The 25,000-nt window shown below is 64.2% G+C and carries 25 protein-coding genes, 2 pseudogenes and 1 riboswitch; of the genes and pseudogenes, 13 read left to right on the forward strand and 14 right to left on the reverse strand.

Features of this window, described 5'->3' with window-relative positions; translation table 11 throughout:
- A pseudogene (locus VNZ93_RS17985) lies at positions 1-283 on the forward strand (MBL fold metallo-hydrolase); the annotation flags it as partial.
- Between the two features lie 80 nt (positions 284-363).
- On the opposite strand, the gene VNZ93_RS17990 reads toward VNZ93_RS17985, so the two are convergent.
- Positions 364-2,535: a TonB-dependent receptor gene (locus tag VNZ93_RS17990; RefSeq protein ID WP_325708203.1), complete on the reverse strand. Its 2,172-nt coding sequence runs from the start codon at positions 2,533-2,535 to the stop codon at positions 364-366.
- Between the two features lie 226 nt (positions 2,536-2,761).
- Positions 2,762-2,968: riboswitch (cobalamin riboswitch) on the reverse strand.
- A 178-nt stretch (positions 2,969-3,146) separates the two neighbouring features.
- Here VNZ93_RS17990 and VNZ93_RS17995 point away from each other — a divergent pair.
- A complete protein-coding gene (locus tag VNZ93_RS17995; RefSeq protein WP_325708206.1) occupies positions 3,147-3,743 on the forward strand; it encodes a hypothetical protein in 597 nt (198 codons plus the stop codon).
- 34 nt (positions 3,744-3,777) lie between these two features.
- Positions 3,778-4,353: a tetratricopeptide repeat protein gene (locus tag VNZ93_RS18000; RefSeq protein WP_325708209.1), complete on the forward strand. Its 576-nt coding sequence runs from the start codon at positions 3,778-3,780 to the stop codon at positions 4,351-4,353.
- Here VNZ93_RS18000 and cutA read toward each other — a convergent pair.
- Positions 4,347-4,700, reverse strand: coding sequence for a divalent-cation tolerance protein CutA (gene cutA, locus VNZ93_RS18005; RefSeq protein WP_325708212.1), 354 nt, complete (start codon positions 4,698-4,700; stop codon positions 4,347-4,349). The genes VNZ93_RS18000 and cutA overlap by 7 nt on opposite strands.
- A 74-nt stretch (positions 4,701-4,774) precedes the next feature.
- Between cutA and VNZ93_RS18010 the strand changes: the two genes are divergently transcribed.
- The 5 genes from VNZ93_RS18010 (at position 4,775) to VNZ93_RS18030 (ending at position 7,255) form a co-directional block, all read left to right on the forward strand.
- Positions 4,775-5,548 (forward strand): NAD kinase, encoded by a 774-nt coding sequence (locus VNZ93_RS18010; RefSeq protein ID WP_325708215.1) that lies wholly within the window; start codon positions 4,775-4,777, stop codon positions 5,546-5,548.
- A gap of 94 nt (positions 5,549-5,642) precedes the next feature.
- The gene (locus VNZ93_RS18015; RefSeq protein ID WP_325708218.1) at positions 5,643-6,185 is read left to right on the forward strand and encodes a response regulator; all 543 of its coding nucleotides are present in this window, start codon (positions 5,643-5,645) and stop codon (positions 6,183-6,185) included.
- A 17-nt stretch (positions 6,186-6,202) separates the two neighbouring features.
- The gene (locus VNZ93_RS18020) at positions 6,203-6,778 is read left to right on the forward strand and encodes an Hpt domain-containing protein (protein WP_325708220.1); all 576 of its coding nucleotides are present in this window, start codon (positions 6,203-6,205) and stop codon (positions 6,776-6,778) included.
- A gap of 77 nt (positions 6,779-6,855) precedes the next feature.
- On the forward strand, positions 6,856-7,050 hold the full coding sequence (locus VNZ93_RS18025; RefSeq protein WP_325708222.1) for a hypothetical protein: 195 nt from the start codon (positions 6,856-6,858) through the stop codon (positions 7,048-7,050).
- A 7-nt stretch (positions 7,051-7,057) separates the two neighbouring features.
- Positions 7,058-7,255 carry a hypothetical protein gene (locus tag VNZ93_RS18030; RefSeq protein WP_325708225.1) on the forward strand — a complete coding sequence of 66 codons (198 nt, stop codon included), beginning with the start codon at positions 7,058-7,060 and terminating at the stop codon, positions 7,253-7,255.
- Positions 7,256-7,261: 6 nt separating this feature from the next.
- On the opposite strand, the gene VNZ93_RS18035 is transcribed toward VNZ93_RS18030, so the two are convergent.
- The 3 genes and pseudogenes from VNZ93_RS18035 to VNZ93_RS18045 form a co-directional block, all read right to left on the reverse strand.
- Positions 7,262-8,437, reverse strand: coding sequence for a DUF2336 domain-containing protein (locus VNZ93_RS18035; RefSeq protein WP_325708227.1), 1,176 nt, complete (start codon positions 8,435-8,437; stop codon positions 7,262-7,264).
- Positions 8,438-8,563: 126 nt separating this feature from the next.
- Positions 8,564-9,112, reverse strand: a pseudogene (locus VNZ93_RS18040) (CHAT domain-containing protein); the annotation flags it as partial.
- Positions 9,113-9,172: 60 nt separating this feature from the next.
- Positions 9,173-10,261 (reverse strand): lytic transglycosylase domain-containing protein, encoded by a 1,089-nt coding sequence (locus tag VNZ93_RS18045; protein WP_325708229.1) that lies wholly within the window; start codon positions 10,259-10,261, stop codon positions 9,173-9,175.
- A 125-nt stretch (positions 10,262-10,386) separates the two neighbouring features.
- Here VNZ93_RS18045 and VNZ93_RS18050 point away from each other — a divergent pair, with 125 nt between their 5' ends.
- Entirely contained in the window at positions 10,387-10,866 is a 480-nt protein-coding gene (locus VNZ93_RS18050; protein ID WP_325708232.1) for a MaoC family dehydratase, read from the forward strand.
- Between the two features lie 4 nt (positions 10,867-10,870).
- Positions 10,871-11,740, forward strand: coding sequence for a CoA ester lyase (locus VNZ93_RS18055; protein WP_325708235.1), 870 nt, complete (start codon positions 10,871-10,873; stop codon positions 11,738-11,740).
- 133 nt (positions 11,741-11,873) lie between these two features.
- On the opposite strand, the gene hisI is transcribed toward VNZ93_RS18055, so the two are convergent.
- Both hisI and folE read right to left on the reverse strand, forming a co-directional pair.
- A complete protein-coding gene (gene hisI, locus VNZ93_RS18060; protein ID WP_325708238.1) occupies positions 11,874-12,305 on the reverse strand; it encodes a phosphoribosyl-AMP cyclohydrolase in 432 nt (143 codons plus the stop codon).
- A gap of 78 nt (positions 12,306-12,383) precedes the next feature.
- Positions 12,384-13,046 carry a GTP cyclohydrolase I FolE gene (gene folE / locus VNZ93_RS18065; protein ID WP_325708241.1) on the reverse strand — a complete coding sequence of 221 codons (663 nt, stop codon included), beginning with the start codon at positions 13,044-13,046 and terminating at the stop codon, positions 12,384-12,386.
- A gap of 168 nt (positions 13,047-13,214) precedes the next feature.
- On the opposite strand from folE, the gene VNZ93_RS18070 reads away from it, so the two are divergent.
- A complete protein-coding gene (locus VNZ93_RS18070; protein WP_325708244.1) occupies positions 13,215-13,667 on the forward strand; it encodes an iron-sulfur cluster assembly scaffold protein in 453 nt (150 codons plus the stop codon).
- 104 nt (positions 13,668-13,771) lie between these two features.
- On the opposite strand, the gene VNZ93_RS18075 is transcribed toward VNZ93_RS18070, so the two are convergent.
- The 3 genes from VNZ93_RS18075 to VNZ93_RS18085 form a co-directional block, all read right to left on the reverse strand.
- A complete protein-coding gene (locus tag VNZ93_RS18075) occupies positions 13,772-14,761 on the reverse strand; it encodes a tripartite tricarboxylate transporter substrate binding protein (protein ID WP_325708247.1) in 990 nt (329 codons plus the stop codon).
- An 11-nt stretch (positions 14,762-14,772) separates the two neighbouring features.
- Complete coding sequence (gene cnbZ / locus VNZ93_RS18080; RefSeq protein WP_325708250.1) at positions 14,773-15,522, reverse strand: 2-amino-5-chloromuconate deaminase CnbZ; 750 nt, start codon at positions 15,520-15,522, stop codon at positions 14,773-14,775.
- A 209-nt stretch (positions 15,523-15,731) separates the two neighbouring features.
- Positions 15,732-17,003, reverse strand: coding sequence for a hypothetical protein (locus tag VNZ93_RS18085; RefSeq protein ID WP_325708253.1), 1,272 nt, complete (start codon positions 17,001-17,003; stop codon positions 15,732-15,734).
- Positions 17,004-17,304: 301 nt separating this feature from the next.
- Between VNZ93_RS18085 and yidD the strand changes: the two genes are divergently transcribed.
- The gene (gene yidD / locus VNZ93_RS18090; RefSeq protein ID WP_325708270.1) at positions 17,305-17,625 is read left to right on the forward strand and encodes a membrane protein insertion efficiency factor YidD; all 321 of its coding nucleotides are present in this window, start codon (positions 17,305-17,307) and stop codon (positions 17,623-17,625) included.
- Here the strand turns inward: yidD and VNZ93_RS18095 are convergent.
- From VNZ93_RS18095 to VNZ93_RS18105, 3 genes are all read right to left on the reverse strand, one after another.
- Positions 17,596-18,471 (reverse strand): protein-methionine-sulfoxide reductase heme-binding subunit MsrQ, encoded by an 876-nt coding sequence (locus VNZ93_RS18095; protein ID WP_325708256.1) that lies wholly within the window; start codon positions 18,469-18,471, stop codon positions 17,596-17,598. The genes yidD and VNZ93_RS18095 overlap by 30 nt on opposite strands.
- Positions 18,472-18,544: 73 nt before the next feature.
- A complete protein-coding gene (locus VNZ93_RS18100; RefSeq protein ID WP_325708259.1) occupies positions 18,545-20,674 on the reverse strand; it encodes a hybrid sensor histidine kinase/response regulator in 2,130 nt (709 codons plus the stop codon).
- A 132-nt stretch (positions 20,675-20,806) separates the two neighbouring features.
- A complete protein-coding gene (locus VNZ93_RS18105; protein ID WP_325708262.1) occupies positions 20,807-22,045 on the reverse strand; it encodes a hypothetical protein in 1,239 nt (412 codons plus the stop codon).
- Between the two features lie 335 nt (positions 22,046-22,380).
- Between VNZ93_RS18105 and thrS the strand changes: the two genes are divergently transcribed.
- On the forward strand, positions 22,381-24,357 hold the full coding sequence (gene thrS / locus VNZ93_RS18110; protein WP_325708264.1) for a threonine--tRNA ligase: 1,977 nt from the start codon (positions 22,381-22,383) through the stop codon (positions 24,355-24,357).
- A 6-nt stretch (positions 24,358-24,363) separates the two neighbouring features.
- On the opposite strand, the gene VNZ93_RS18115 is transcribed toward thrS, so the two are convergent.
- Positions 24,364-25,000, reverse strand: a 637-nt coding sequence (locus tag VNZ93_RS18115; protein ID WP_325708267.1) for an alpha,alpha-trehalose-phosphate synthase (UDP-forming), incomplete at its 5' end; no start/stop codon positions are given.

Consider the following 25,000-nt stretch of genomic DNA (forward strand, 5'->3'; position numbering starts at 1 on the left):
CGGCCACACGGCCTTTTCGATCAGCTCCGGCAACAGGTCGATGCTCTATCTCGCCGACGTCACCAACAATCCGTGGCTGTTCGTGCGCAATCCGCAATGGCAGGCGGCGTTCGACGCCGACGGCAACCTGGCGGCCGAGACACGCAAGACGCTGCTTGATCGCGCCGCGGCCGACAAGATGCTGGCGCACGGCTATCACTGGCCGTTCCCGGCGTCGGGCTACATCACCAGGACGGCGAAAGGCTATGACCTGACTCCGGCGATGTGGTCGCCGGCGCTGTAATCCGCCCACACCCACACACGTCCGCAAAGACAAAGGGCCGCCTGCAGGCGGCCCTTTTTCATTTGCTCCGTACGCTCCGCTCACCACTTCACGCCGGCCTTGGCCATGAAGGTGCGGCCCGGCAGCGGAAACAAGCTGATGAAGTCGAGCGTCGCGCCGGTGAAGCTAACGCCGTTGCCGTAATCGAAATACTTCCGATCGAACAGATTCTGGATCGCCACGGACCAGAAGAAGTTCTCGATAGCCCCGCCGAACCTGATGTCCACGACCGCATGCGAAGGGATCATCATGGTCCCGAGATTGGCCTCGTCGCTGTCGAGGAAGCGTTCGCTCGCGAAACGCATCACCGCATCGAAGGTCAGATATTTCTGCCAGAGATCCATCGACAGCCCGGCATTTGCGGTCCATTTCGAGACCACCGGCACGAATTTTCCCTGGAACGGCCCCTCGCGATAGATCGCCTCCTGCCGGGTCAGATTGCCCTTCAGCCTGAGCCAGTCCGTGACATTCCAGCTCGCCAGCGTTTCGACGCCGGTCCGCCGCGTCGGATCGAAATTGGTGTTGGCGCCGGTGATCGGATTGAGATGCAGCTCGTTCTCGAGATTCATCCGGTAGACGCTGGACTGGAGGAAGAACGGGCCAAACTGGAATTTCACGCCGCCCTCGATGTCGTCCGAGGTCTGCGTCCGCAGCCGGAAGCTCGGTGGCGGCAGCGGGAATGCGAACGGACCGGTGCCGATCCGCTCGTCGACATTCGGCACGCGGAAACTGGTCGCCGCCCGCCCGAAGATCGCGAAATGACTGCCGAACCTGTGCTCGAAACCGAGATGCCAGGAGCGGTTGTTCTGCGCCTCGTCGAGCGGTCCGCCCTCCGGGAAGGTCATGTTCTGCGGGGCGAAGGGATCGTAGATATCGGTGAGCTGTGTTTGCGTCCGCTGTACGCGTCCACCGATCGACAGGTCGGTGGTAGGGAGCACGCCGAACGTCATCATGCCGTAGCCGGCGAGCGACTTCTGTCGCCCGTCATATTGATGGATCGGGGTGTAGCCGAAATACAGGCTGCGGTCGGAGGCGTAGTCCGTGCGATAGAGATCGACGCCGGCGATCGCTTTCACCGGGATGCCCCACCAAGTCTGGTTGATGTTGAAGCGCGGCGTCAGCGAACTCGTGGTCAGGTCGGTATCGACATATTGCTGACTGAAGTCGGAAAAATATCCGGCCTGCTGCGCCTTCTTGCGGATACCGCCGTCGACGATCAGCTCGACACCCGGTGCGAGCATCGCGGTGAAACCGCCGGTGTAGCGCTGGCCCTGCTTGTTGCCGTAATCGAGCGGCGTGCTCGTGCCGCGGCGATCGGTGTCGTATTGATCAATCCCGCTACCCGGAATGATGTTGCGCGGACCGGGCAGCCTCATGCTCTGGTCGTCGGTCCCGATATTGAGGAACACGCTCCATGTGTCGGTGGTGTAGCGCAGGTCGCCGACCGCGTTGCGCTGCTTAATGGCGTTGTTCCAGCGATAGGCCGTCGAATCGAGACCGTTGGCATAGATCGACGCGGAGAACGGACCGGACGAAACGTTCGCGGACGCATTGCCTTCGCGCGTCGCGAAAGTGCCATAACCCGCTTCGAGCCGCGCACCGGATGGTTGACCGACACCATTACGCGTGACGATGTTGATCACACCGCCGACCGCGCCATCGCCGTACAGCACCGAACCTGAATTGCCGCGCGTGACTTCGATGCGTTCGATCGAATCCTTTCCGAGTGAGGACAGGTCGAAGCCGGGTAGATCCCAGTCGTTGAGGCGCCGGCCGTTGATCAAGACGAGCGTATTCGAAGGGCCGGTGATGCCGAAACCGCGGACGTCCACCGTGGTCGCAGCGCCGCCGACGGCGCCATAGAGGTTCGAAATCTGCACGCCGGTTTCACGCGACAGGATATCGGCGACGGTGGCATCTGGAGCGCGCGCCAGATTTTCGCGCGTAATGACTGTGGTGGACGCACCGGTGATACCGCCGCCGTTGTCGGGAACATTCGCAGTTCCAATACGGTCGCCCGGTGCCGCGGGGGCCGGGCCTGCTTCGCCTGGAGTAGTCCCCGCGCCCCGCCTGACCCCGGTGAGCCGCGTATCCGTGACATTGATCTCGGGCAGCGTGACGCTCTGCGCGCTCGCTGCGTCCCACGCTGCCGATGACAGCAGCACGGCAAGCCCGGCTGCGCCGCTTCTGCCTGTCGTAGAAAAAACCCCCATCGCACGATCCTTCGCTGCTCCGGTAAAATCGGAGCCTTGGGTGAACACACCCGATGCGAAGGACACGCGCGCACGCACTCACCTGCGAGGGCCACAAGTGGCCGCCGGCCGGTCAGCGTCGCTCACGCCTTGCGAGAAAGTCGCCTGGATTTCCCACGCGGCCTTCGCATCGGCATTCGAGTGTCACCGCTGCGAACAGCCGCTCCGTATGGACTCCCCGCCCACCGGTTGGGTGACTGCGCTGGCAGGTCTCCTGGCTCGCGGGTCGTCACCTGCATCCGGCCTTCCCGGTTTCCCAGTGGCCATGTGTGGATGCGGATTCGCCGCTTACAGTTGCGGGGGCAGCCACGGCTTAAGCCCGAAATCACAGGCCTTTCCGCGTTCCCTCTTGCCTCTCCGGTTGGACCGGAGAACCAGCGCGTGCCACCATGATTCAACCGGCCCGCGGACGAGTCAAGATCACGCCGAAGTGAGCGGCGGGCACGCGAACGACACGAAGAATCTGTATGTTGTCTTATCTGGCGTCCCGGTCCGAACCGCTTCCAGGGTTGAGTGTGACCGGTTTGAACTAATCTCGTTCTTCCAGCGACCAACGCATGAGCAGGACCGCCATGACATACATGAACACACGCCTCTCGCTTTTCGCCGCCGTCGCTGTGGTGGCCTTCGCCCTTTCCGGCCAGACCTATGCGATGGCGCCCGACGATCCCAAGCCTGCGGCCTCGCCGGCCGACAAGAAAGACGACGCCAAGCCGGCGGCCGACAGCAAGGATACGAAACCCGCAGACGCCAAGCCGGCCGATTCAAAGCCGGCCGAAGGCAAGCCCGCCGACAAGAAATCCGATCTCGATTTCCGCGAAGGCTTCAAACAAGCGTATGACGCTGTCTACAAGCAGCAGGATTATGCGCGCGCCATCGTCATCCTGAGCGCGCTAGGCCACGACGATAACCCCGACGTTGCCAATCTGATCGGCTTCTCGAGCCGCAAGCTTGGCAAGACCGAGGATGCGCGCGTGTGGTACGAGAAGGCGCTCGCGGCCGATCCGAACCATTCCCGCACCTGGCAGTATTACGGGATGTGGCACCTTGAACGCGGCGATCGCGCCGCCGCCGTGCAGCATCTTGAGCGCATCCAGCTGATCTGCGGACAAGGCTGCGAAGAATACACATCGCTGCGCGATGCGTTGAACGGCAACATCAGTTATTGAATGAGGATCTGACCGGCTGAACCGCGAGGCTGCAATGCGAATGTTTTCGACTGCCATTATGGCCGCGGCACTGGTCGGTGCATCGCTGTCCGGCGCCTTTGGCGCCGGCATCCAGAATCCTGGGGACGGCATGAAGCTGCAATCGACTGATCCCGGTCAGCCGAAGGCCAAGCCCAAGAGAAAGCCGGCGGGCGAAGGCAAGTCCACGGCGCCCGACACCAAGGCGCCCAAGAAGAAGTCGGAAAGCCCGTTCCTAGATGGCTACCGCCACGCGTATGATCTCATCTACCGCCATCAGAATTATGCCGAGGCAATCGCGGCGTTGCGTGCGCTTCACCGCGACGAGCATCCCGATGTCGCGAACCTGATCGGTTACGCGAGCCGCAAGCTTGGCAAGACCGAGGATGCGCGCGAATGGTACGAGAAGGCGCTCGCCGCCAATCCGGCGCACACCCGCACGTGGCAATATTACGGGATGTGGCATCTCGAACGCGGCGACCGCGCGAAGGCCGAAGACCACCTGAAAAAGATCGAAGCGATCTGCGGCACCACGTGCGACGACTACACGTCGCTCAAACTGGCGCTTGCGGGCGACGGCCTCGTTTACTGATCCGCGTTAGCCGCGCTTGCCATCGCGGAACGATCGGTCTGCGCCATGATCCACCGCAGATAGGTATCCTCCACCGACTCCACCGGGATGACCATGATCGCAGGCGTCTCGTAAGGATGCGCGGCCTTGATCGCCTTGCGCACCCGGTCGGCGAAGGATGCGCGGGTCTTGATAACCATCACGACCTCCTCGCCACGCTCGACCTTTCCCTCCCACCAGTAATGCGACACCATGCCCGGCAGGATATTGACGCAGGCGGCAAGCCGTTGCTCGACCACATTGCGCCCGGCCTTCTCCGCCTCGACAAGCGAAGGATAAGTCGTATAGACGAGCACCACGCGTTCCATAACGTCATCTCTCCAGAGGACCCCGTCGGACGCGGCCGTTATAGCGCGTCGTGCGCAGGGAGCGAGCCGGTTCGATGAGCCGCGTATACGAGAAAATCGCCTTCGTTGCGAGCCAGAGCCCGGAGGCCGCCGAAGCTCAGGCACGGCTGGTCGAACGCTACGGGAATGTCGATCCTGCAACGGCCGATGTCGTGGTCGCGCTCGGCGGCGACGGCCTGATGCTGCACACGCTGCGCACGCTGATGCGCGCCGGCAAGCCGGTCTACGGCATGCATCGCGGCACGGTCGGCTTCCTGATGAATGAATTCAACGAGGAGGGACTGCTCGAGCGGCTGGCGGCGGCCGAGCCGACCGTGATCCATCCTCTGGTGATGCGTGCGAAGGATCGCGACGGTCAAGAACACGAACATTATGCGATGAACGAGGTCTCGGTTTTCCGCCAGACCTATCAGGCGGCGCGACTGCGGATCCTGATCGACGACAAGGAGCGGCTGCCGGAGTTGATGGCCGATGGCGTCATGGTTGCGACTCCGGCCGGGTCGACCGCCTATAACCTGTCAGTCCAGGGGCCGATCATTCCGATCAAGGCGCCGCTGCTCGCGCTCACGCCGATCAGCCCGTTCCGGCCGCGCCGCTGGCATGGCGCCCTCCTCCCGGATTCGGCGAAAGTGACCGTTGAAATCCTCGATCCCGACAAGCGTCCGGTCGCCGCCGTCGCCGACCATTCTGAAGTGCGCGACGTCGCGCGCGTCGAGATCGGCATGGATCACAGCATCTCGATGCAGTTGCTATTCGATCCGGGGCACAGCCTGGACGAACGGATCCTGCGCGAGCAGTTCGGCTACTAGGCCGCAACCGCGCCAACATCGTAAACCATCCGTTAACGAGCGCAGTCCTACCCTTTGCGGATGCCAACCTTACGGTGGTGACCGCACATCCGCCATGTCGCGCATCGACTTCAACCGGCTGCGCTTCGTCGTGGTCGACGACAATGCTCATATGCGGCGTATCGTACGCACGCTGCTGCATGGCTTCGGCTCGCGTGAGGTGATCGAGGCGGAAGATGGCGCGTCTGGCCTCGAAGCCTTCATCGGTCATGTACCGGACATCGTGATCACGGATTGGGCGATGCCGATCTTCGACGGCATCGAGTTGACCCAGATGATCCGCCAGCCCGGCAACAGCGCCAATCCGTTCGTGCCGATCATCATGCTCACGGGTCATTCGGAAAAGCGGCGCGTGGTCGCGGCACGCGACGCCGGCGTGACGGAATTTCTGGTGAAGCCGCTGTCCGCCCGCTCGCTCTACGAACGCATCGTCAATGTCGTCGTGAATCCCCGCCCGTTCGTGCGGACCAAAACCTATTTCGGTCCGGACCGCAGGCGCAGTCTCAACCCGAACTATTCCGGACCCGAACGCCGCCGCGGCGGCATCGCAGATTTCATCGCGCAGCAAGCGATATTCGCTCCCGCGAAAGCCGACTGACGCGAAGGAGACCCAACATGGCCGAGGCAAACAGCAATCGTCTCATGATCCGCATCTTCGGCGATCATGAGGTCATCACACCGGTCAACAAGCTCGACAAATACGTGGTCAAGTTCGTCGCGCCCGGCGACGATCCGCTGACCCGCGCCGAAGCCGCACTCGCGGCTCTGTCCAGCGAGTTTTCCGACTGGATGACCGCGGAGTGCGATCGCCTCGACAGCGCCCGCGACGCCGTCAAGCAGCATGGTTTCAACGAGCGCACCTTCGACGAGCTGTTTCACTCCGCCCATGACATCAAGGGCGATGCCGCGACTTTCGGCTTCCCGCTTGCCGCGGCCGCCGCGGAGAGCCTGTGCCGTGTCCTCGAACATTCCCCCGACACCAACCGGGTGCCGCTTGAGCTGATCGACCAGCATGTCGACGCGGTTCGCGCCATCGTGCGCGAAACTGCAAGGCCCGACATTGCCGAAATCGCGACCGCGCTGACCAGCAAGCTGCGTCAGGTCTCGGACGACTTCCTGATACACGAAAACCGTCACCGGCCGGACTATCTCGAGGGCCTGATGGCGCCGCCGCTCGTACCCGGCCAATAGCTTCAGAACCGGCCCCGGATCGTGTAAGCTGGAACCTCATCGGGCAAGCCGCGTTCTGTCCGCTGGGAGACCGGGCGATGAGCAATAACAGCCGCTTTGCGATTGCACTCGGGCAGGCCGTGATCGGCGCCTGGGGTGAACTTCCCCACGATATTCAACAGCGCTTGTTCGAGGACGCGGTTCTCGCCGGCCACCACGCCGAACGCGATGAATCGCTGCGCGAACAGCTGGCGGTCTTCCTGCACAACCATCATCCGCGTACCGATCGCTAGCGTCGCGATGCCGCGCAAGCTGATCGAATTCCATGCGGAAGATCTGCTTGCGCTGACCGAGCTTGCCGAGGATCGCTCGACCAGTCTTCAGGAACTGGTCGACGAGGCCATCCGCGATGTCCTGAAAAAGCACGGCAGGCCGACCGACCTGAAGACGGCGTTGCGCGACAGCGCAAAGCAATCCCGAAATCCGCGAAAGTCGTAGGGCCGGTCAGGCCGCGATCATCTGCGTGCCGTATTCCGGCAGGAGACCGTCGACCAGATCGTCGCAGAACATGCGCGCCTCTTCGCGCGCAGCCTCGGTCGCAAAGCGCCGCAGCAGCATAATCAGCGGCGCGATCTCGTCCGGGTCGTGGTTCGCGCAGCGGGTCAGGACGCGCTCGATCATGCGGCGCTTGAGTCGTGCCGAGCCGGACGGATCGCCGAGGAAGCCGTCCTCCTGCATGGTCGCGATGGCTTCGCGGAACGCCGGATAGGCACTGAGCGGCAGACCAGCCTTCTCGTAGACGGCGCGGAAGGCGTCGCTGCGGCGGTCATGCACGAGACGCGAGACACGCGACAGCGGAATGCCGGACAGATCCGCCAGCGCCTCCTCGAACATCGTGAGATTGCCCGACAGGAGCGCACGCAGGATCAGGCCCGCCGTGAGTTGCCCGGTCTCGCGCAGATGCCGGATCAGCGGCCGCACCTCGTCATCGGGCGTACCGGCGGCGAGCGCGACAGTCGCCTTTTCGCAGGCTTCCTTCACGACGCGGCGCGCGCGGTCCTCGTTCAGCCAGTCGCGTGCGACCACGAAGCTGGCGAGCGTCTCCGACAGCTTAGCGACCAACGCCTGGCGTGTCGCGGCGGACAGCCCCTCGCCTGCCAGCAGCAATTCGCGGATCGCGGCCAGATGGCCGAAGCGCTGCACGATCCGGTCGATCGAGAACGGCGCAATGTCCGTACCGGGATTTTCCAGGAGTTCGAGGCACGCTTCCGCCGAACCGACTTCGGCGATCGCGGCAGCGACCGAGCGCGGTACATAGGCGCGCCGGGCGATCGCGCATTGCGCGGCGGTCCCCTGCGTCGCCACCGCATCCACAAGGTCCGCATCGAGAAGAAGCGGAGATCGCTCGAGCACCGTGGCCGAGACTTCCGGCTGATCGGCGGCAAGGGCGTAGATGACCGAGGCTGGGGCGTATTCGCTGCCCGCCAGCACCTCCGCCAGAGCGCCGCGCACCAGCGGCGACGGATCGTCGAGCAGCATGGTCATCGCGCCCTCGGCGGCCGCGAGATCGTCGTCCGAGAGATCGGAGTAGAGATAGGCTCTTGCCAGTGCGCCAGTGGCTTCCGCCCGCTCGCCGGCGGGGGCACTACGCAACCAAAACAGGAACTGTCTCACAATCATGTCTGGCTCAACACGCTGACGCGACGAGATCCCCGCCGGCTGACGTGAAGCCTAACCTTCCCGCCTTAATAAAGGGTTCACCATGAACTTTAGGGGTCCGTTAAGTGCCCGGCGCGGCGTCCCGCCTCAGCGGGCGCCCTCCCCGACGATTGTGAACGGGGCCCAGATCGCGGGATAGGCGTTGGCCGGGTCCGACTTGTCACGCATGAAATCGAGCATGGCGCGGCGGAGAGCCTCGGCACGCCCGATGCCGGGCTCCTTCTGCATCAGGTCGAAAGTCGCGATGGTGAGCTTTGTCGCAGCATCCGATGCCACCGCCCAATGCGTCACCAGAAGCGCGCGGGCACCCGAATAGAAGAACGAACGCGCAAGACCGGACAGCGCCTCTGCTCCCGGCTTGTCGCCGGCGATGGTGTTGCAGGCCGAGAGTACCACCCAGTCGGCATTGAGCTTGAGCTGCGCGATCTCTCCTGCGGTAAGCAGGCCGTCGTCGAGCACGCTCGGTTGTGCCGGCAGCGTCAGTGCGAGCGAGGGCTCACTGAGATCCTTGACGTCGCCCGCAACAAGTCCGTGAGTGGCGAAATACACGATCCGATAGTCGCTGAGGCTGGCCTGCTTGACCCGCGTCTCGCTGGCATTGCGACCGAGGAGAATGTCGCCTGCCGGCGCGCCGAGCTTCTAGGGCCATCACGAAATCGAGACCGGGATGATCACGGCCCGATGCGAAAAATCACGTCAGCCGCGGACGCCGTGGGTGAACAGCGAGCGTACGTCCGGCTTCGCGTCCTGGAAAAGTCCGAGACTGCCCGGCGCATTGTCGGTCCGTGCGTCCGCGACCGGTGCGCTCGGCGCGGTCTGTTGCACCGGCTGCGCGACTTGCACCGGTTGAGCCTGCTGCCGCGTTTCGAGGTCGCGCGCGATGTGCCGAGCCTGCTCCTGCTGGACGGTGCGCGACTTCGGCGCCCAGAGTTCTGTAACAGTGTTGGAGATCGGCTGACGCCGCTCGCTCGCGCGGTACGGATTGTGGAAGACACGTTCGCCGGGCACCAGCTTTTCCACTGCAGTCTGGGCGACATTTGGTATCGCCTGAATCGCGGGAGCAACCGCCTGATACGCCTGCGCCACGCGCGCCGTCTCCGCCGCAAAGCTCGCGCTCTGCACGGCTTCGCCACCTGTCAGGCCGGCAACGCGCGACTTCGCCATGTCGAAGCGGCCCGCCAGATTGCGCGTTACCTCGGCGAGGTTGCGTGCGCGACCGTTCTTGTCGAAGAAGATCGAGCGATTGGCCCGCGCTGCGGCTGGAAACGAATCCGCTGCGGTCGCGCCGGGATTGCTCTCTGCCGCGGTGATCAGCCGCGCCGCACCGGTCGCACCCATGAAGTGCGCCATGTAGAGCTCGCCGTCCGTCGGCGCGCGACCGAGCTTGTTGGTGAGATGCCTGGTGTTCGAATTGGTGAACACGCCCGCCATGAGCGAGTTCGCCGTCGGATCCTGCCGCAGCGCCATGATCTCGCGCCGCATCGCCGGATCGTTCACGATGTAGCGGCCGTCATTGGTGCGGGTGATCGCGTCGGCATAGCGCGAATAGCCGAGCTGCGCGCCCGCCTCCTTCAGCGTGCCGAGCCAGGTACGATCGATGAACTGGAACAACCCGCCAGCCGACGACGTCTTCGCCGCGGCGTTCGGATTGAGATTGGATTCGACCTTTGCGGTCGCAAGCAGATAACCGAACCGGGCGCCGGTGACCTCCGACGCCCTGCGGATCGCGGCAGTGACCGAAGTGCCTTTCGCCGATCCCACAAGGGTCGTGGCTTCGACCGCCATGTTGCGTATCCTTCCCGGACGGCGGGTTGCATGCCTGCCGGACCATCGCGACCTTGGCGAATTATGGTAAACAAAATCTTAATAAGCACGAATCCGCGCAGGCCATGCGCGAACTGGAGGAACGAATGAGCGAACCACAGCGGCACCCGCGCGGCGGTTTGTTTTTCGAGGATTTCGAGGTCGGCCGCACCTACGAGCACCGCTACTACCGGACCGTCACGCAGATGGACAACATGCTGTTCTCCAACATGACGCTGAATCCGCAGCCCCTGCATATCGACCGGCATTTCTGCGCGACCGAAACCGAATGGGGCCAGCCGCTGATGAATTCTCTGTTCACGCTCGGGCTGATGATCGGGATGTCGGTCAGCGACATTTCGACGGGCACGACCATCGCCAATCTCGGCATGCAGGAGACGCGCTTTCCCCATCCGGTGTTCGAGAACGACACGCTGCATTCCACGACCGAAATCATCGGCAAACGCGAATCGAAGTCGCGGCCGAATGCAGGCATCGTCGAACTGCATCACCGCTGCTTCAATCAGGACGGCAAGCTGGTGGCCGAATGCAGACGGCAGGCCTTCATCAAGAAGCGGCCGGTCTAGGGAGATGCGTTCCCTCCTCTTTGTCCCCGGCGACAGCGACAAGAAGCTCGACAAGGGGCTGGCCAGCGGCGCCGATGCGCTGATCGTCGATCTCGAGGACTCTGTTTCGATCGACCGCAAGGCGGCCGCGCGGGCGACCGCGCTCTCCTTCCTGCAGAATGGAAGGCGCGATGGCCTGAAGCTCCTGGTGCGCGTCAACGCGCTCGATACCGGCCTGACCGACGATGACCTCGACGCCATCGTGCCCGGCCGGCCGGACGCGATCATGCTGCCGAAGGCCGCCGGCGGCGTGTCGGTGACCCACCTTCACGCCAAGCTGTCCGCGCGCGAAGCGATCGCAGGCCTGCCCGATGGCGGGATCGGCATCGTCGCCCTCGCGACCGAGACAGCGGCGTCGCTGTTCACCACCGGCACCTATCGCGACAGCAGCCCCCGCCTCGCCGCGCTCACCTGGGGCGCGGAAGATCTTTCCGCCGACCTGGGGGCCGAAACCAACCGCGACGAGCATGGCCGCTTCCTCGATCCGTACCGGCTGGCGCGGGCGCTGTGCCTCGCCGGAGCTTCGGCGGCGGGCGTATCCGCGATCGATACCGTCTATGTCGACTTCAGGAACGACGCCGGCCTGCGCCGCGAATGCGAGGAGGCCAGGCGTGACGGCTTCACCGCCAAGATGGCGATCCATCCGGCGCAGGTCGCGGTCATCAACGACGTCTTCACGCCGACCCCCGAAGCGATCGCACATGCGCACAGCATCATTGCGGCGTTCGAGGCACAGCCGGGCGCCGGCGTGGTCGGGATCGGCGGCAAGATGTACGATCGCCCGCACCTCGTGCGGGCGAAGGCACTGCTTGCAAAGACCCGAAAGCCGGGCTGATCGGGCCAGATCGGACCGCTACGCCACGACCGGTCCCTCGCCCGCCGCTATCATCTCGGCAACGCGGAAGCCCGAACCGGCGCCAATTCCGACTCGCAAATCGATCAGGTCACGGGTTTATGACCGGTGCCACTCAGCGGTCCGGTTTGTAGGTCTTCGCCGGATCGAATGCCCTGTCCGCATCGCGAAACGCCAGAGTCACCTCGCCCGACTGGCCGAGCGGCACCGCGCGATAAAAGCACGAGCGACGGCCGGTATGGCAGGCGCCCGGTCCCCCCTGCTCGACCTTGATCCAGACCGCGTCCTGATCGCAATCGACCCGCATTTCGATCACGCGCTGGGTGTGACCGCTCTCCTCGCCCTTGCGCCACAGCTTCTTGCGCGAGCGGCTGAAGTAATGCGCCTCGCCTGACGCGATGGTCTTCGCCAGCGCCTCGGCATTCATGTGCGCGACCATCAGCAACTCGCCGGTCGCGGCATCGGTCGCGATCGCGGTCACCAGTCCGTCGGCATCGAACTTCGGCTGAAGGCGCGTGCCTTCCTCGATTTCAGCGGAGGCGGCCATGAAGTGGCTCCCAATATGACGATGGCCGGGATTGCTCCCGGCCACCGCTATAACGTCATGACTTTCGAAGCAATCGGGTCAGCGCTGGCCCGCGCGGATCGAGGTCATGAAGCGGATCTGCTCGTTCGGATCGTCCTTGAAGCTGCCGCGGAATTGCGTGGTCACGGTCAGGGCGCCGGGCTTGGTCACGCCGCGGATCGACATGCACATGTGCTCGGCCTCGATCATCACGGCGACGCCCTTCGGTTTCAGGATCTCGTCGATCGCGGTCACGAGCTGCGCATTCATGTGCTCCTGCGTCTGCAGGCGGTGCGCATAGACGTCGACGAGGCGCGCCAGCTTCGACAGGCCGACCACACGGTCGACCGGGCGATAGGCCACGTGAGCCCTCCCGAAGAACGGCATCATGTGGTGCTCGCAATGCGAATTGAAGGTGATGTCGCGCACCAGCACGAAATCGTCATAGGCCTCGCTCTCGGCGAAGGTCTTGTCGAGCACGTCGGCCGGGCATTCGGTGTAGCCGCGGAACATCTCCTCATAGGCCTCGACCACGCGCTTGGGGGTCTCGAGCACGCCTTCGCGGGCCGGGTTGTCGCCGGCAAATGCGATCAGGGTACGTACCGCTTCCTCGGCCTGTTCGCGGGTCGGCCGGTTCTCCAGCGGCTGCGGAGCCGCGCGGACGTGGTCTGACAGGGATTGAGCCGAGGATTGCTTCGGCCAGGGCTTCACAATGGCGTCCATGGTCTCTCCGTTCGACCGGCGCTCTAAGCCAAAGGTGGCGCCGGGGGTGTCACCGGGTCGGCCGCGTCGCCCTACCCGGGCTTGGACGCCGCATTCCCGCGGCCATATATAGTCGGTTGCCCGAGCAAGACAAATGCGCTTTCCGGATCAAAACCATCGGCCAAATGCATGCTGAATGACGTCTATAACAGCCGGATTCTCGAGCTGGCGGGGTCGATCCCCCGGCTCGGACGCATGCCAGACGCGCATGCCAGCGCTACCGCCCACTCCAAGCTGTGCGGTTCGACCGTAACCGTCGACATCAAGATGGATGGCGATACCGTGACCGACTTCGCCCATGACGTGAAGGCGTGCGCCCTCGGCCAGGCCTCCTCCTCAATCATGGCGCGCAACGTGGTCGGCTCTCGTGCCGGCGAGTTGCGGGCCCTGCGGGAAGCCGTCCGCCGGATGCTGAAGGAGAACGGAACTCCGCCCGGCGGCAAATGGGCGGATATCGCGGTGCTGGAACCGGTCCGCGACTACAAGGCGCGACACGCCTCCACCCTCCTGACCTTCGACGCGGTCGTCTCTGCCATCGACCAGATCGAAAAGAGCCGCGCCGCCAAGGAAGCCGCGGAATAGCGTCCGCGCGGCGCGCCCCGCGAAGGTGGGGACCCTGAGCCATATCACGGAGACGAACTGGGCTGGATTCCCGCACGGAGTTTGTGGCGCCGCCTCTCCGCTCCCTACTCCGCCTTCGCGCCCGAGAAAGCCACCACGTCGGCGTAGCGCTTCATTTCCTTCACGATGAAGTCCTGGGTCGCGGCGCGTGTCGTCGCCATCACCTCCACACCCTGCTTGGTCAGCGCGGCCTTCACCTCCGGCAGGTTCAGGACCTCGACGAACACCGCGTTGAGCCGGTCGAGCACGGGCTGGGGCGTTGCGCCCGGCGCGAAATAGATGAACCCGGAGTTGGACTCGAAGCCGGGGAAGCCCTGTTCGCCGACGGTCGGGACCTCCGGCAGTTGCGCGACGCGCTTCGGATGCGCCACCGCAATCGCGCGCAGCTTGCCGGCCTGCACCAGCGGGGCCGCGTTCGGCGTATTGGCGAAAGCCATCTGGACATTGCCGGAGATCGCGTCGGTCAGCACCTGCCCCATGCCCTTGTAGGGCACATGCACCATGTCGGTGCCGGACAGCTTTTTCAGTTCCTCGGTGCCGAGATGGAACGATGTGCCGATGCCGACCGAGCCGTAATTGATGGTGCCGGGCTTGGCCTTCGCAAGGTCGAGCAGCTCCTTGAGGTTCTTCACGGGAAGATCGTTATTGACCACGATGGTGTGCGGCGTCACGCCGGCATAGGTGATCGGGGTCAGATCCTTCAGCGTGTCGTAGGGCAGCGTCTTGAACAGGCTCGGATTGATCGAGATCGTATTGCCGACGAGCAGAATGGTGTGCCCGTCCGGAGCCGCCTTCGCCACCGCGCTGGTGCCGATCTGGGTTGCGCCGCCGCCGCGGTTTTCGATGGTCAGCGGCTGACCGAGACGCTGGCTGACCTGATCGGACATCGCGCGCGCGATGATGTCGGAAGTGCCGCCCGCCGCATAAGGAATGATCACACGGATCGGCTGCGTCGGCGCCCATTGCTGGGCTGAGGCCGGTCCGGCGAGACCGATGGTCAGAGCAAACGCTGCAGCAAGGCCCGCAACAAGACCTGCAGGACGGGCGGTTTCCATGAACAAGCTCCCTACATGATGAGTTCGCGCGCGGTGCCCCGCACATCCATTTCGTATTCGAGGCCGATCACCGGCGGCCGCGCGTAATTCCAGACAAGGCCACTCACGATCGCGCCGCGCCTGGCGAGTTCTTCCCCGACCAGGTGGCCGATGTTCTGCACGGTATAGGCCTGCGTGGAGACGGCATCCGCCCAGTCGAAGCCGAGAGCTTTCAGCCGCGCTTCCATCTCCGCGATGACAAACCGGACCTTCTCGCGAAGCGCTTCCGGCGAGGTGTCGCCGAAGCGCACGATGCGATCCTTGTACGGCTCGGAGCCGGACCGGGCGTCGCCACCGCCCGACAGCATGAACGTGCGACGCGCGGACTTCGCTGGCACCGTGTAGGTGAAGGCCAGCATCGAGGGCACGGCCGGCTCGTGATACATCGGGCACACATTGGTGCGCGCCACCGGGTTCACGCCATCCTTGTAGATGCCGAAACGCTCGAGCGTGACGACATACAGCTTGTTGAAATCGATGAAGCCCTGATCGGTGAATTGTCCGGGCGAGCGCAGCTCGCAATGCGCGAAGGCGGTGGTCGGCCGGCCGATCGCCTTCAGATGCGCCTCGACCTTCGCGAAGGCATCGGCAAGCGGCACGGGCGCAAGAAAGCGCACGCGTTCCAGCTCGTAGCCGTCTTCAGCGGCAACCCCCGCGGAATACTGAAACACGGCGGGAATGTAGCGATACCCACCGGGGGCGAACACGGCAGTGCCGGACATTCTGACAATCTCCTTGGTCGTGGCGCTTGCAAGCGTTGTGCCTATCGGAACCCGGATCGAAGCACGTCGCATCGATCGAGTACAGGCACCACGACGCGGCCCCTGCTCCGCGTGACCGCGCGGCTCGCGCCACACGCTGGACGCGCAACCGCGCTTACCGCTCGCTGCGGTGCGTCGTGCACATCGACGTAGAGATTGTGGAGGTGGCGTTACCGCGAGCCGGTCTGCAGACCGGCATGCTCCGCACGCGCCGGCTGCTGCGCGCAGCTGGTGACGAACGGCATGAGATTGGTCGCCGCGCCGCTGTTTCCGATGCGGATCACCGCCACGTCGGAATTTTCCGACGCGGTTTCGATCACCATCGAACGCATCCCGCTCGAGGCGAAATTGTGCAGCATCGCGCTGGTGATCGTGCCGCTGGCCGAGGACTGCATCTCGCCGGAATTGTCGGACGCCTGCGAGGGGGTCGGGGTTAGCGAAACCATCTTGTTGGCGAGCCGCAATTCGATCGACTTCAGCGGCTGCCTCGCCGCGCCTTCGAATGCGCGCCGCGTCTCGGTATAGATGATCTGATACTCGCCCGCGCTGGCGCCGCAGGCGAACGCAACGTCGATCGTGCCGAGGTCCTCGCCCTCCACGGTCAGCGGATGCCGGCGCGTGAGCGTCATCTTGCCATCGCGCTCAGCCGTCACCCAGCCGCGTTCGCGCTGCCCGGTCACGGAAATGGGCCGGACCGGAGCCGACACCGGCGTGGCCGTCGTCGTCGATTGCGGCGGCGTCGAACGCGCATCGGTCACGTCGGAATTGTCGAGATTCATCCGCCGCATCTCGTCGCGGGTCAGCACGCGCATCGGTTCCCAAGGTGGGATGCGCAGCGACAGTTCAAGGAGTTCCACGCTGCCGCCCATCTCGATGGTGTATTGGGCGAGCTTGCCGATGTCGCGCTGGACCAACACGAGATCCTCGGCGGAATAGCTGGCGGCGGCGGCGTCGTCCCTGCGATCGCCCAGCCAGATCTGGTGCACGCGCACCCTCGCCTCGGGGGGAACGATCCGCTTGGCGCCCGAGAGCAGGACGAATGCGCACATCGACTCGCAATCCGCGCGCGGGACGATGCTGGCAATTCGCGAATCGCCCTTGGCGTCGACCGTGCGACCGACAGTGGTCGTCATGTCGAGCTTGCGGATCGCGCGGCCGAGCGCGATTGCGCCGTGCACGGAACCGCCCTCGGAATTCAGGACGATCGTCGAGCCGCGGATATTGTGCTTGGCGGCGAAAATCTCGAAATCGCGCGAGGTCTCAGCGCGGATCATGCCGGTCGCCGCGACCCAGGTCTTGCATCTGGTTCCGCAATTGGCCGTGTCCTGACGCAGCGAGAACTGCATCGGCGCCGAGCGCGAAGGATCGCTTTCGGCGACGGGCGCCGCAAACGACACGAACAGACATCCAAGTGCGACCGCACCCAGTTGGCGCAGCTTCATGCAACTCCCCCGGTTACCGGTGCATCCCGTGCCAAAAGGGCCATCCGGCTTGTTTTCGCCGGTCAGTCGGGACCACCCGTCACCCTGGTGTATTTTTTAATATGCGGTTGGGATTCTCGTCCAGAAAAGAGTGCTGCTTCGCAACTAATTTACGATGCACCGCAATGTGCAGAACCGGGTCGTAAAGTTCCAAAAGCTCACTATTTTCAGGCGATCAGCCGCGTTAAGCACGATGATCGATCCCGCACCAGCACAAGCCGACTTCGCGAATCTCGCCCGGTGTGTCCGCAACGCACCACGTATGGCGGGTCGCGGACTGATCAAGATCTACAGGTATTCACTTTCGCCAGTCATCGGATTCCACTGCCGGCATCTGCCGACATGTTCCGAGTTCGGCGACGAAGCGCTGCATCGTCACGGCCTCTGGGCCGGAGGATGGATGACGCTTGGCCGGCTGTGCCGATGCCATCCTTATGGAACATCAGGCCTCGACTTTGTTCCGGCGGAACCGCCCGTGTGCGCGCGATGGTTTCTGCCGTGGCGCTATGCCCGCTGGCGCTCGACCAACGAGACGCCGCCCGCCTCCATACAATCAGGCGCCGCGGGCAGCCGTCGCTGCTGAGCGCCCACGCGGCGCTTGTCCATACGAGCGCACGAGGTCGAGCAGGCAGACCGCTAGTCCTGCGCCGAGCACATACCATCCGGGCCTGATCGCGAGGTCGAAGTCGAATACCGTCGACAGCACGGTCATAGGCGAAACCTTGTACCAGAGCGCGATGCCGGCGGCTTCGCCGAGAAACGTCGCGAGCGCCACGCCGAGCGTCATCACGAACAGCGCAAGCGTCGAGAGTTCCGGTCCCTTCCAAGCGGCGACGGCACGATAGACCATCAGCCAGCCGAACAGGCCTGTGATTGTCGCAGGCAAGGTGAAGTCCGCCTTGGTCTGCTGAAAGAAATGGATCAGCGCCAAAAAACCGACCACGTACGTCACCCGGTGCAACCGACGCCATCGCACCGCGCCGAGCCGCTTCACCATGGTGTCGTTAGAGGTGACAGCGAGCGCAAGCAGCCCGATCCAGGCGACAAGCCCGATCGTGAGATAGAGCCGCTTGACGATCTCGAGCGCGACCTTGATGAGGTCGAAGCGTTCGTCGGCGATGTAGAGCAGGATATGCAGCGTCGCGTAAATGAAGGCGCCGACACCGATCATGCGCCGCACGTCGATCAGTCCCGCGAACCGCCCGCTTCGCCGCAGCGGTGTGATCGCAAGTGAGATCAATACGAAAATCAGCGCCCAATATCCGGTGCGATGAACAAGATCGTTCAGCACGCGCGGTGCCAGCATATGCGCGTACCAGGCGTAAGCGGCCAGCATGGCCGGCACCAGCATCAGCACGAGTGCCGCGATCCGCAGCGGCGAAATCCGCCCGCGCCGGTCGCGCCACAGCTGGTATCCATGCGTTGTCATGTCTGCGGGATTATCACATCGGACGGAAGCGGCGAAGCATCGTGTCGATAGCTGACGCGGATGTCACGGCGCGCTAACCGGTCGCGCGCCGTTGCGGATTGCCGATCGTCGTCGAGACCGCCTTCTTCAGCTCGGCGACATCATAGGGTTTGCGCAATACAGGCAGCCCGCGCGGCAGCGGCTTGTCGGCAGCATTGAAATAGCCCGTGGTCAGCAGCACCGGCAGACGCGGATAATCCTTGCGGATCTGATGCGCGAGCTCGACGCCATTCATGCCGCCCGGCATCACGACATCCGAGAAAACGAGATCGAATTGCTCGCCCGTGCGAAGGACATCGAGCGCCGTCTGCGCGCTCGCAACGCGGGTGACCTGATAACCGAGTTCATTCAGGTGCGCAGTCGCGATGTCGGCTACTTCGGTGTTGTCCTCCACAACGAGCACCGATCCCGTCGCAACCGGCGCAGTGTCGCCGTGCCGGGCCGGCGCGGAGCGTTGCGGTTGTTCCTGCGAACGCGGCAGATAGAGCGTGAAGACTGCGCCATGCCCTTCCCTGCTCGACACTGTCACCGTGCCGCCGCTCTGTTTGGCAAAGCCATAAACCTGGCTAAGGCCGAGACCCGTGCCTTTGCCGACTTCCTTGGTGGTGAAAAACGGCTCGAAGATCTTGCCGATGGTGTCCTTTGAAATGCCGCTGCCGGTATCCGAAACCGACAGCGCGACGAACTCGCCCTCCAGCCGATCATGTGCCGCATCCCCGCGCAGCCGCACCGAGCGCACCATGATTTCGATCACGCCGCCATTGGGCATTGCATCGCGGGCGTTGACCGCGAGATTGAGCACGGCGAGCTCGAACTCGCTCTGATCGACACGAACCGGGGCAACCGTTTCGGAGACATCGATCCGGATTTCGATATCGCCGCGGAGGGATGGCGCCAGGAGCGAACGGAATTCGCGCACGCGGCCGGCGAGATCGATGACCTGCGGCGTAAGATTCTGCTTGCGCGAGAAGGTCAGGAGCTGCCGCACCAAATTCTCGCCGCGCTGGGACGCGGTATCGATCATGTCGAGCTTGCGTACCAGCTTTGCCTCGGTCAGCTCGCGACGCAGCCGGTGCACGTTGCCCTTCACGATCATCAGGATGTTGTTGAAGTCGTGCGCAACGCCGCCGGTCAGCTGGCCGATCGCTTCCATGCGCTGCGCCTGGCGAAGCGCGCCTTCGGCCGCAGCCCTTCGTCCCTCTTCCTGATAGAGACGCCGCGTGCGTTCCAGCGCAATCCAGATCGCGCCGAGAAGCAGCGCTGTGACCGGCAATCCAAAGGCGAGATAGCCGGCCATCGTGCGCAGCCATTCAGCGCGGATCGCGCTGGTCTCGGTCCCCGCCAGCACATAGACGGGCAGGTTCGGCAGCTTCTTCCAGCTAATGCGCCGTTCGACGCCGTCGGCTGCGGAAACGCGCGTCAGGAATCCACCGTTGGGATTGTTGCGCATCGGGTCGGTGATGGCCGACGTCATCGGCTTCGCCATGTTCGCCGCGAAGGCAGGGTGGCGCGCCAGCACCGCACCGTCCTCACGCACGAGAGAGGAATAGCCGCCCGCGTAGGACGTCTGCAGCTTGGCGAAGAATTGCTCGAAATAGGACGGCAGGATCGAAAGCTGGATCACGCCGCGAAAAGAGCCGTCCGGGCTCGGGCGTGCCTTGCTGACACTGAAGAAGTCGCCGTCCGGATATGGTTGTCGTGGCCTCAGCACCTCCCCGACGAAGATGTGGCCGCTATTGTCGATATGAGCACGAAAATAGTCGCGGTCGGAGAAGCTCATCCCTTGCGGCTGCGGATAGGCGAGCGAATTGACCAGCGCGCGCCCGTTCGGATCAAAAATCCAGAGCGACTTGAACTGCGGCAGCGACGTCACGAGCTGGCGCAGCCGCAGATGCAGGCGCGCTTCGTCGGCCGCGATCTCGTCGTCCGACATGCCACGGACGACCTCGTTCGTCTCGGCAATGCTGCGCTCGATCGTCTCGAAGACCTTCAGCGCGTGCTCTTGCAGGATATTGACCGTGCGCTCGAGCCGCTCGTCCGCCACCGCGTGCGTGTGCCGATAATTCGTGAAGGCCAGGAACGCGAACAGGATGACCGGAAGAACGAAGGCCGCCAGCATGGCAAGCCGCAACGACCGGATAGCGGAGGATTGCGCAGTATCCATCTAATCGCGCGCGGTTCCAATGCGAGGAACCGGCCCGCAAGGGCGCGGCCGGTGACAGTATCGGCTGCGTGAAACGCCCGAGCCTGTTCAAAGTTCCAGGGGCCGCGACGGATCCGTCAATTGGTTAATCTGTCAGATCCGGCCGCCGCATCGGCCCGGTGCGCGGGTCAGGGCCTCGGACAAACCCTTGGTCGAAAGCCTGGTCTCGCGGGTCCAGGCATCCTTTTCCTCGCGCAGAACAATGGCTTCGCTCGCAGCCGCCCGCGCCAGCGCGTCAGCCGCCACGGGCTGGACCCGCAATTCAGTCGCGGCATCGGGCCGGCGGCCCTCGTTGAACACGAGGACGAACGCATCGCCCGAGGTCATGCGCATCGCGAGCCGGCTGCCCTGCTCGCTGGTCGGCAATTCACGGCGCAGGCTCACATGCGGCCGCTGGCCTGCAACGCAATCGATGCCGATGATCGTGGTCCGATACTCGCCGCGATTGGTCTCGGACGGCTGGGTCAGCGATTTGACGACAGTGAACATGCCATCCGCGACCGGAATGCGCAGCCATTCGGTCTCGAAATAATCGCCCGGCACGACGCCGAAGCGGCGCAACTCATCCTGAGTGAGCCAATGCACCGTGTCGTGCGGCGTCTTCATCGCGAGATCGATCAAGGCGGGATCGACACCGGCGAGCGCCACGTATTGCTTGAGGAGATCGTAGGATCGCTTCGCAGCCTCGCGCGCTTCCGCGGCGCTCGCGCGTGCATGCTGCTGCGGGACGCGCACCGGCACCAGCCGGCTCGCATGCACGCCAAACTTCGCGCCCTCTCCGACGAGACGAACGGATGCGCCGACAAGCGCATAGCCGCAACCCGATGCGCAGATGCCCGAGTCGATCTTGAGCTTCGCCTTGATGACCCCGCCTGACGCCATCAGTTTCCGGCAGGACGCGTCCGCCCGCGCGCGCTCGCGACAACCGTCAGGCACCGTCTGTCCGATCCCCGCCGTCATGCGCCGCTCGCGCAACACGTTTCCGGTCGCGATCGAGGGCTGCAACTCGCCGCCCGGCGAATGGAAGAAGATCGGCAGATTGCGGCGCGACGGCACCTTGAGGAAACGGCTCAGCCGCTCATGCACGTCCGGATCGAACGTGCCCTCGGCTGCGATCCAGGTATCGCAGCCCGGACCGCAGGCATCGCGATCGCCCTTGGCGACGAAAAAGATCATCGGCTCGTGCTTGAAGGCGCTGCGCGGCTTCGGCGCCGGCTGGGCCAGCGCAAGGCCCACGGGCAAAACCGCAAAAAGAGCAGTCGCAACAAGGCGGCGGACGATCATGACGCGATGGTTGGGCCGGGCAGCGGGCGTGGTGGCGACGGGCATCATGCTTCGCGAAGGTGGTGGCGGAAAGGCGGCGGCACACCCCTCCCCGACATCATTTTTTTCACATCTCGCAAGCTTGTGACCCGCCAGCGACCGCCGGCGGCTCTACTTCGCCACAAAGAAGAAGTCCTCGCGGCCGGGCAGACGGCCGGCAGTCGCCTCCATCACGTCGTACCGGACCAGCCGGAACCTGGATGCGGCGTAGCCGGCGCCTCAAACCATACAGGCGGCGGAGCTTTGCCCGCAAACCGATTGCCCTCCCTGATTCGCCTGCTATATCCGCTGCTTCACATCGCTTACCCGCGCTCGTTCGCGGGAGTGAGCAACAGGAGACGACAATGGCTCAGGTCACGCTGACCTTCCCCGACGGCGCACGCCGCGAATTTCCTCAGGGCATTACCGGTTCTGACATCGCCAAGGGCATCTCGCCCTCGCTTCTGAAGCGCACGGTGGCGATGGCGCTCGATGGCGTCGTCACCGACCTCGCCGACCCGATCGAAAAGGACGCCAAGATCGAATTCCTCAATCGCGAGGATCCGCGCGCGCTGGAATTGATCCGGCACGATGCCGCGCACGTTCTGGCCGAGGCCGTGCAGGCCTTGTGGCCCGGCACCCAGGTCACCATCGGCCCGGTGATCGAGAACGGCTTCTATTACGACTTCGCCCGCAATCAGCCGTTCACACCGGAAGACCTGACCGCGATCGAAAAGAAGATGCGCGAGATCATCGCGCGCGACAAACCTTTCACCAAGGAAGTGTGGACCCGCGACGAGGCCAAGAAGGTGTTCGCCGACAAGGGCGAGAACTTCAAGGTCGAGCTGATCGACGCAATCCCCGACAATCAGGACCTGAAGATCTACAAGCAGGGCGAGTGGTTCGATCTCTGCCGCGGTCCGCACATGACCTCGACCGGCAAGATCGGCAATGCGTTCAAGCTGATGAAGGTCGCGGGCGCTTACTGGCGCGGCGATTCAAACCGCGAGATGCTGTCGCGCATCTACGGCACCGCCTTCGCCAAGCAGGAAGAACTCGACGATTACCTGCATCGGATGGAGGAAGCCGAGAAGCGCGACCACCGCAAGCTCGGCCGCGAGATGGATCTCTTCCACTTCCAGGAGGAAGGTCCCGGCACTGTATTCTGGCATCCGGCCGGCTGGACCATGTTCCAGGAGATCGTTGCCTATATGCGCCGCCGCCTGAAGGGCGATTATCAGGAAGTGAATGCGCCGCAGCTGCTCGACAAGTCGCTGTGGGAGACCTCAGGCCACTGGGGCTGGTTCCGCGAGAACATGTTCATGGCGAAGTCCGCCGGCGATCACACCGAGGACGAACGCGTCTTCGCGATCAAGCCGATGAACTGCCCCGGCCATATCCAGATCTTCAAGCACGGGCTGCGCAGCTATCGCGAGCTGCCGCTGCGCCTGGCCGAGTTCGGCGTGGTGCACCGCTACGAACCGTCCGGCGCGCTGCACGGCTTGCTGCGCGTGCGCGCCTTCACGCAGGACGACGCCCATGTGTTCTGCACCGAGGAGCAGATGGCCGAGGAGTGCCTGAAGATCAACGACCTGATCCTGAGCACCTATGACGACTTCGGCTTCCAGGGCGACCTGACGGTGAAGCTGTCGACGCGGCCGGACAAGCGCGTCGGCTCCGACGCCGCCTGGGATCACGCCGAAAGCGTGATGCAGGATGTCCTGAAGCGCATCGCGCAGAGCAACAACCGCATCAAGACCGCGATCAATCCCGGCGAAGGCGCGTTCTACGGACCGAAGTTCGAATATGTGCTGCGCGACGCCATCGGCCGCGACTGGCAGTGCGGCACCACGCAGGTCGACTTCAACCTGCCGGAGCGGTTCGAGGCGTTCTACATCGCGCCCGACGGCGCGAAGAAAGCGCCGGTGATGATCCACCGCGCCATTTGCGGCTCGATGGAGCGTTTCCTCGGCGTCGTGCTCGAGCATTACGCCGGCCACCTGCCCTTGTGGCTCGCGCCGGTGCAGGCGGTCGTCGCCACCATCACCTCCGACGCGGACGACTACGCCGCGGAAGCAACCGCACTCGCCCGCAAGATGGGCCTGCGCGTCAACGGCGACCTGCGCAACGAGAAGATCAACTACAAGGTGCGCGAGCATTCGCTCGCCAAGGTCCCGGCACTTCTCGTGGTCGGCAAGAAGGAAGCGGCCGAGCGTACCGTGTCGATCCGCCGGCTCGGCCAGGAGAAGCAGCAGTCGATGCCGCTCGACGCCGCGCTCGCCATGCTCGCCGCCGAAGCGACCCCGCCGGACCTCAAGCGACAGAAGGCGAAGGCGGCGTAAGCGCCGTCACGTCCCGGCGACGACGCGCATGCCGCCGCTGTTGCGCGGCGGCGCGTTGAGACGCGACAGGAACTTGACGGCCCAGCCTTCCGAGTCCGAGGCGCAGACCGCCCGATGCAGCGCGGCGTGCCGCACCTTGCGCTCGTCGAGCGGCATCGACAGCGCGCGGTTGATCGCGGCGGCGAAGCCTTCGGTGTCGTAGGGGTTGACCAGCACGGCGTCGCGCAACTCCTCCGCCGCGCCGGCAAAGCGCGACAGCACCAGCACGCCGGGATCGTCGGGATCCTGCGCGGCGACGAATTCCTTGGCAACGAGGTTCATGCCGTCGCGCAGCGGCGTCACCAGCGCGATGCGCGCCATCTTCAGGAGACCGGCGAGCTGCCGCCGGTTGTGCGCGCGGTTGACGTAGCGCAGCGGCGTCCACGTCACCTCGCCATAGCTGCCGTTGATGCGGGCGACCGACTGGCCGATCTGACGGCCGATATCGGCGTAATTGGCGATGCCGGCGCGGCTGCGCGGCGCGATCTGCAGATAGGTGATCTTGCGCCGCCAGTCGGGAAAGTTCTTGAGGAACATCTCATAGGCATCGAACCGCATCGGCAGGCCCTTGGAATAATCGAGCCGGTCGATGCCGATGATCCGG

Origin of the sequence: Pseudorhodoplanes sp., assembly GCF_035565795.1 — a bacterium.
Taxonomy (GTDB): Bacteria; Pseudomonadota; Alphaproteobacteria; order Rhizobiales; family Xanthobacteraceae; genus Pseudorhodoplanes.